This is a genomic window from Synechocystis sp. LEGE 06083, from assembly GCF_015207725.1.
Classification (GTDB): domain Bacteria; phylum Cyanobacteriota; class Cyanobacteriia; order Cyanobacteriales; family Microcystaceae; genus Synechocystis; species Synechocystis salina.
This window is the reverse complement of the sequence record NZ_JADEWJ010000204.1, coordinates 1-7,121: the sequence shown is the minus strand read 5'-3', so window position 1 is coordinate 7,121 and position 7,121 is coordinate 1. Positions and strand designations below refer to the sequence as shown.

Genomic DNA, 7,121 nt, shown 5'->3' with positions numbered 1-7,121 from the left:
CAGATAGCCTCCGTTGTGCTAGCCCTCGGGGAGATTTTTGTGGCAAATTTGTAGGGTCAATGGGCTAATTTTTGTGGCTACCAGCATTGGTGCCCCCCAAAGTTCCTTGTGTCTGCAAAGCCCTCCCATACCCCAAGGTTAGCGGGAAACTAGATCAGGCTCCCCCATGATTGGGAAATTTAGGATACAAACTAAAACCTGACCAACGGGCTCTTGCAAAGAAAGCTAACCACCAATGGTGTCTTGCCCGCCCCGAACATGTGCAGAGTTACGTCGTCAGCGCCTGGGGCAATCCAGGGAATTTCACCCAGTCTTCCCTAACGATTGGATGGTGGGAATGTCAACACCTCCAAGCCAGGTTTGATCTTCTGGGAAGATTAAGATAAGTATTAGTTATGGCTTAGTCCGCTAAAGTCATCCATATAGATAGTCCACCTCAGACCCGCCCAAATTTTCCCCTCCGGTTCCATCCCCAGTTTCATCCCCTCCCTATGTCCAAACTCGTCATCGTCGAATCCCCCACCAAAGCTCGCACCATCCGCAATTATTTGCCTCAAGATTATCGGGTGGAAGCTTCCATGGGCCATGTACGGGATTTACCGGCTTCGGCAGATGAGGTGCCCGCAGCCTACAAGGACAAAAATTGGGCCAATTTAGGCGTCAACGTGGAAGACCATTTTAGCCCCCTTTATGTGGTGCCCAAAACCAAGAAAAAGGTGGTGAAGGAATTACAATCCGCCCTGAAAAATGCCGATGAAGTGATTCTGGCTACGGACGAAGACCGGGAAGGGGAAAGCATTAGCTGGCATTTATTACAACTGCTCCAGCCGAAGGTGCCCATTAAACGGATGGTATTCCATGAAATCACCCAGGAAGCCATTCGCCATGCCTTGGACAACTGCCGTGAGATTGACGAAAATTTGGTCCATGCCCAGGAAACTCGCCGGATTTTAGACCGCTTGGTGGGTTATACCCTTTCCCCGTTACTGTGGAAAAAAATTGCCTGGGGCTTATCCGCTGGCCGGGTGCAGTCGGTGGCGGTGCGTTTAATTGTGCAACGGGAACGGGCCCGCCGAGCTTTTAAAACCGCTGGTTACTGGGATCTAAAAGCAGAACTGGAACAAAGCAAAAATCCTTTCCAGGCTAAGTTAGCCACCCTCGCTGGGGTGAAATTGGCCACTGGCAGTGACTTTGACCCTAATACCGGTGCTTTGCTGCCAGATAAACGGGTGGTGGTACTGGATGAAGCCCAGGCGATCGCCTTGAGGGATCGTTTGTGGGGGCAACCCTGGGAAGTGATTAATACGGAGGAAAAACCAAGTACCCGTAAGCCTTCTCCCCCCTTTACCACCTCTACTCTGCAACAGGAAGCTAACCGCAAATTGGGTATTTCCGCCCGGGATACCATGCGGGTGGCCCAAAAGCTTTACGAAGAGGGTTACATCACCTATATGCGGACGGATTCGGTGCATCTTTCCGACCAGGCGGTGACGGCGGCCCGGAGTTGCGTCCAACAAATGTACGGTAAGGAATATCTCAGTCCCAAACCCAAGCAATACACCACCAAAAGTAAAGGGGCCCAGGAAGCCCACGAAGCCATTCGCCCCGCTGGAACAGAGTTTCGCATTCCCAACCGCACGGGGTTAAAGGAACGGGAATTAGCCCTGTATGAATTGATCTGGAAACGGACCGTGGCCTGTCAGATGGCCGACGCTAAAATCACCCAACTGAGCGTTTTATTAAAGGTGGAAGATGCAGAATTTCGAGCTGGGGGTAAGCGCATTGACTTCCCTGGTTATTTCCGGGCCTATGTGGAAGGCTCCGATGATCCCGATGCCGCCTTGGAAAACCAAGAAGTAATCTTGCCCCCCCTCAAAGTCGGCGATCGCCCGAGTTGCCAAGAAATTAACACCGTAGGCCACGAAACCCAACCCCCTGCTCGCTATACGGAAGCCTCCTTGGTGAAAACTTTGGAAAGTGAAGGGGTAGGCCGTCCCAGTACCTATGCCAGCATTATCGGTACCATCATTGACCGGGGCTATGTGCAAATGCGAGCTAAGGCGTTAACCCCTACCTTTACGGCCTTTGCGGTGGTTAGTTTGCTGGAGTCCCATTTTCCCGACTTAGTGGATACGGGGTTCACTTCCCGCATGGAGCAAAAGTTAGACGAAATTGCCGTGGGCAAAACCCAATGGCTCCCCTATCTCCAGGGCTTTTTCCTGGGGGAATCAGGGCTAGAAAACCAAGTCAAAGTACGCCAAGACCAGATCGATCCGGCGATCGCCAAGGCCATTGAGTTGGAAAACCTGGCCGCCAAGGTGAAAATTGGCAAATTTGGCCCTTATATCGAAATTCCCCAGGGGGAAGAAATTATTACGGCATCCATCCCCCACGATTTAACCCCAGCGGACCTTAACCCAGACCAGGTCGCAGTGTTACTCAAGCAAAAAACCGAAGGCCCCGATAAAGTGGGCGCTCATCCTGAAACGGGGGAACCAATTTTTGTGCTGATCGGTGCCTATGGTCCCTATGTCCAGCTAGGGGAAGCCACGGAGGAAAATAAGAAGCCGAAACGCACTTCCCTGCCCAAAGGAGTTAAGCCGGAGGATGTCACCCTGGAAATGGCGGTAGGATTGTTGGCTCTACCCCGTACTTTGGGGCCCCATCCCGAATCGGGCAAAAATATCAAAGCTAGTCTGGGAAGGTTTGGTCCCTATGTAGTCCACGACCAAGGTAAGGACGGCAAGGATTATCGTTCCCTTAAAGGGGAGGACGATGTCTTGACCATCACCCTGGACCGGGCCTTAGAACTGTTGGCGGAACCAAAACGGGGCCGGGGTAGCCGCACTCCCCTCAAACAGTTAGGACTCCACCCCGAAGATCAAGAGCCGGTGAATTTATTCAAAGGTCCCTATGGGGTTTACATCAAACATGGCAAAGTCAATGCCAGCTTACCGGAAGGGGAAACGGAAGAAACCATTACCCTAGAAAAGGCCCTACCTTTGTTGGCAGAAAAGGCAGCCAGTGGGAAGAAAACTAGCCGTAAAAAGACCACCACCACAGCCAAAGGGACGAAGAAAACCAGCACTAAAAAGGCCAGTGCCACTGGTACCGCCAAGAAAGCTACTACTAAACGCACCACCACTAGGAAAAAATCCCCCAGTAAAGCTATCAATCCAGACCAGTCTAGCGAGGCTAGTTGAGACCAGGATGAAAAAGCGCGTGACCCTGACCTTTCCCCGTAGCGCGGTGCAAATGCCCGTCACCTATCGCCTGGCCAAGGATTTTAATATTGCCGCCAATATTATTCGGGCTCAGGTAGCCCCCAACCAGGTGGGCAAAGTGGTGCTGGAATTGTCCGGGGACATTGATCAACTGGAGGCTTCTTTGGAATGGATGCGCTCCCAAAGTATTGAAGTTTCCTTGGCGAGTCGCGAAATTGTCATTGATGACCAAAGCTGTGTGGACTGTGGGCTCTGTACGGGGGTCTGCCCCACAGAAGCTCTGAGTTTAGACCCGGATAGTTTTCGCCTGATGTTTCGTCGTTCCCGTTGTGTGGTCTGTGAGCAATGTATTCCCTCCTGTCCTGTCCAGGCGATCGCCACTAATTTTTAGGCTTCATCACCGGCAATTATTCCCATGGAATCCCCCATTCAAGCCCAACCCCCCCTGGACTTTTTAGCTCCCGATCTCCAGCCTTGGTTGCTCCGACTCGGGCCTTGGATTCTCCCCTGGTGGATCCGCTCCCAAACGGCGATCGCCAAAATCGAGGCCGAAAATTTAGAAACTTTAGTCCGGGCCTACACTGACTTTAGCCAAGGGAAAAACCGCCTACTGTTGGCCTTCCGCCACCCCAGCATCAATGATCCGTTGTGTATGGGGTATTTATTTTGGAATTTATTGCCGCCAGCACTCAAAAAAGGCCCCCTGCAACCGCCACCGTTGAGCCATTCCCACTTCATGTATGACCGAGGCATTCCCCTCTGGGGGGGAGATTTTTTACGGTGGTTATTTCCCCGTTTAGGGGGTACATCCATTCAACGAGGTAAATTAGACCGTCCCGGTTTACGGTCGGCTCGGGAACTAATGCTCAATGGCCAATATCCCCTGGCCGCCGCGCCGGAAGGAGCCACCAACGGTCACAACGAACTGATTTCTCCCCTAGAACCAGGCATTGCCCAAATGGGATTTTGGTGCGTGGAGGATTTACGCAAAGCCCAACGGCAGGAGCAGACGTTAATTTTGCCAGTGGGTATTCAATACTTTTACCTTACGCCTCCCTGGCAAGAGATTGAAAATTTGCTTTCCCAATTGGAACAGGACTGCGGCATTCCCCCCAGCGACGACCACAGTTTGGGGGAAGCCAAGCTATACGAACGACTTTACCATTTAGGCGAAGTGATGTTGGATCTAATGGAGAATTTTTACCGACAGTTTTACCATCAAAATTTGCCAACAATGAAAGATTTAGCCAACCGTTTGCAAGAAAACTTTAACAGCTTGGAAACAGATCCAAATCAATTACTAGCTTCCCGTTTGCAGAATTTGCTTCATGCGGCCTTAACCGTGGGGGAAGAATATTTTCAAATTACTCCCAAGGGAACCCTCCCGGATCGTTGCCGACGGTTGGAACAGGCTGGTTGGGACTATATTTATCGAGAAGAATTACGCGATGAACAAGCTTTATTTCCCGTAAAAAAGGGCTTGGCTGATCGCATTGCTGAAGAAGCAGATTTAAGAATGTGGCATATGCGGCTGGTGGAAAATTTTGTTGCCGTAACGGGCCACTATGTCAAAGAAAAACCAACGGTGGAAAGGTTTGCCGACACCCTTTTATTGCTTTGGAATGTCATTACCCGTATGAAGGGGGGCAACCTCAATAACCGTCCCATTCTGGGGCGTCAGCGGGCCCAACTTACCTTTGGTCAACCCATTCTAGTGGATGATTATTATAGCGATTACCAGGGCAATCGAAAATTGGCGATCGCCAAGGTAACTGAGGTTTTACAGGAAAAGTTATCCGGTCTGATTATTTAATTGTTACCAATGGTTTACCTGGTGTTAGCAATCTGATTGATCATCAGCCTTCCAAATCTGTTTCAGTTCTGCTCCTATCCATGGTTATCTACGGTTCCATTCTCCACCGAAGCCACCACTGCATAAAAGGGGTCACTACCAGCCATACCTAAAAGTTGTAGGAATCCCGGTAAGTTTTGCCCTGGTTTAACAATGATTTCCGGTGGGCCAAATTCCTTTACCGATTGGATATAGGCCCGGACTAACTGCAAATGACTGGCATCGGTGCCGTCCCGCCAAGCGGCGATCGCCTTTTGGTAAAACATGCGATTGGAAAAACTGACAATTACCACACCACCGGGCTTGAGAATACGAGCAATTTCACTAAACACAGCTTCGGGATATTGCAAATATTGCACCGATACCGCCATTAATACGGCATCAAATTCTCCATCTGGGAAACCCAAAGCGGGGTTTTCATTGAGATTTTGTACGAAGTAATGATCTAGCCGGGGATTTTTTGCCAATTCTTCCTCATTTAAACCATGACCTTCCACATGGGCAAAGTTCATTTCTCCGGGCAAATGGGATACCCAACTCCCCATCAAGTCTAAAATTTTTGTGCCAGGTTTGAGCTTTTGCCGATAAAGCTCTGTTAATTGTTCGATGAAGCCATTGTCCACATGGGTAACAAAGCGGGGATAGGCATAAAACTGACCATCATTGCTGGGGTCGAGCTTACTGCGCTGGTCAGGATTAAGCAGGGCCATGGGGTTTAACTTTTAATGATGAATCGTTGGAAAAGAGCCATTTTCACTATTTATTTTAACGAAGGACTGAATATTGAAATACCCCCAAAAGTGTTGAAACATAAGTGAGGTAACAAAAAAAGGGGATAAAATAGACAAATCATCCCCAAAAAATAAGTAAATATCAACTACCATGCTAGGCTCTCTGAAAAAATAATTAAACCCATCCTTTAATGATGGCGTTGAATAGGTAGCCAATACTGATAATACCAATGGTCATTAACCCAATAAATACAGCTAATAGTTGTGGTCGCAATACTTTTTTAAGAATTACCATTTCCGGCAGAGATAGTGCGGTTACCGCCATTGTAAAAGATAACACTGTACCCATGGGCATTCCCTTATTGACTAAAGCTTCAGTAATAGGCATAACCCCCGCAATATTGGCATAGAGTGGAACACCTAAAATCACCGAAATTGGTACGGCCAAAGGATTATTTGCCCCTGCATATTTGGTGATAAAATCCGTCGGCACATAACCATGAATCCCCGCACCGATCGCAATTCCAATCACCACATAAAGCCAAACCGATCGCACAATTTCGCTGGATTGGAATCTTCCTTGATCAAATCTTTGTCCCCAAGTTAACACCACTGGTTTTAGATTGTCTTCTTTTTCTATCGGTATTGTTTGACGTGATTTTTGCAGTTCCCACACAAATGGCTCTACCCATTTTTCTAATTTCATCAGTCCGATAATATACCCAGAAGCGATCGCCAAACCTACCCCAAAGCCAATATAGATTAGGGTTACCTTCAACCCAAATAATCCCCACAACAGGATAACAGCAACCTCATTGACCATTGGTGCTGCCATCAGATAAGAAAAGGTAACTCCTAAAGGTACCCCTGCTTCTAAGAAGCCAATAAACAAAGGAACCGCAGAGCAAGAACAGAATGGTGTGACAATTCCGACCATTGCGGCCAAAATATTTCCCACAAAAGTACGCTTTCCTTCCAACAAATAGCGAACCCGTTCTGGCTCCAAAAAGCTTTGAAATGTCCCAACAATAAAGCTAATTACAATTAGTAATGTTAATACTTTGGGCACATCATAAAGAAAGAAGTGCAGACTTGATCCTAAATGGGATGACATCGACAATCCCAAGACTTGGGTGACAATTTGGTTTGCCAACCAATGAATAACCCGATCGCAGCAAGCTGCGGGGTATCTAGATGGGAAAAAGGTTCATCTGTTGCATACGAGCCTTCTCTTTTTCATCTCCTTGCTCTTGAATATAGCGCCTGACAATTTCGATACTTACACCATCCCCTACTGTCCCAATATAACCACCA

5 protein-coding genes are annotated in these 7,121 nt (G+C 48.5%); 3 read left to right on the top strand and 2 right to left on the bottom strand.

Annotation, left to right across the window (positions count from 1 at the left end):
* Positions 1–491: 491 nt before the first annotated feature.
* Genes topA through IQ219_RS14385 form a run of 3 tightly spaced genes read left to right on the top strand, consistent with a single transcriptional unit; the run spans position 492 to position 5,037 of the window.
* Entirely contained in the window at positions 492–3,203 is a 2,712-nt protein-coding gene (gene topA / locus IQ219_RS14395) for a type I DNA topoisomerase (protein ID WP_194073065.1), read from the top strand.
* 7 nt (positions 3,204–3,210) lie between these two features.
* Positions 3,211–3,615: an NIL domain-containing protein gene (locus IQ219_RS14390; RefSeq protein ID WP_010872494.1), complete on the top strand. Its 405-nt coding sequence runs from the start codon at positions 3,211–3,213 to the stop codon at positions 3,613–3,615.
* Positions 3,616–3,639: 24 nt separating this feature from the next.
* Positions 3,640–5,037: a 1-acyl-sn-glycerol-3-phosphate acyltransferase gene (locus IQ219_RS14385; protein WP_194073064.1), complete on the top strand. Its 1,398-nt coding sequence runs from the start codon at positions 3,640–3,642 to the stop codon at positions 5,035–5,037.
* Positions 5,038–5,111: 74 nt separating this feature from the next.
* On the opposite strand, the gene IQ219_RS14380 is transcribed toward IQ219_RS14385, so the two are convergent.
* A complete protein-coding gene (locus tag IQ219_RS14380) occupies positions 5,112–5,786 on the bottom strand; it encodes a class I SAM-dependent methyltransferase (RefSeq protein ID WP_194073063.1) in 675 nt (224 codons plus the stop codon).
* A gap of 196 nt (positions 5,787–5,982) precedes the next feature.
* Positions 5,983–6,921, bottom strand: a complete 939-nt coding sequence (locus IQ219_RS14375) for a permease (protein ID WP_228017130.1) — start codon at positions 6,919–6,921, stop codon at positions 5,983–5,985.
* Between the last annotated feature and the right edge of the window lie 200 nt (positions 6,922–7,121).

Excerpts from the sequence above, each read along its gene's own strand:
- topA (WP_194073065.1), top strand. The coding sequence starts at position 492 with ATGTCCAAACTCGTCATCGTCGAATCCCCCACCAAAGCTCGCACCATC.
- IQ219_RS14390 (WP_010872494.1), top strand. The coding sequence starts at position 3,211 with ATGAAAAAGCGCGTGACCCTGACCTTTCCCCGTAGCGCGGTGCAAATG.
- IQ219_RS14385 (WP_194073064.1), top strand. The coding sequence starts at position 3,640 with ATGGAATCCCCCATTCAAGCCCAACCCCCCCTGGACTTTTTAGCTCCC.
- IQ219_RS14380 (WP_194073063.1), bottom strand. The coding sequence starts at position 5,786 with ATGGCCCTGCTTAATCCTGACCAGCGCAGTAAGCTCGACCCCAGCAAT.
- IQ219_RS14375 (WP_228017130.1), bottom strand. The coding sequence starts at position 6,921 with ATGTCATCCCATTTAGGATCAAGTCTGCACTTCTTTCTTTATGATGTG.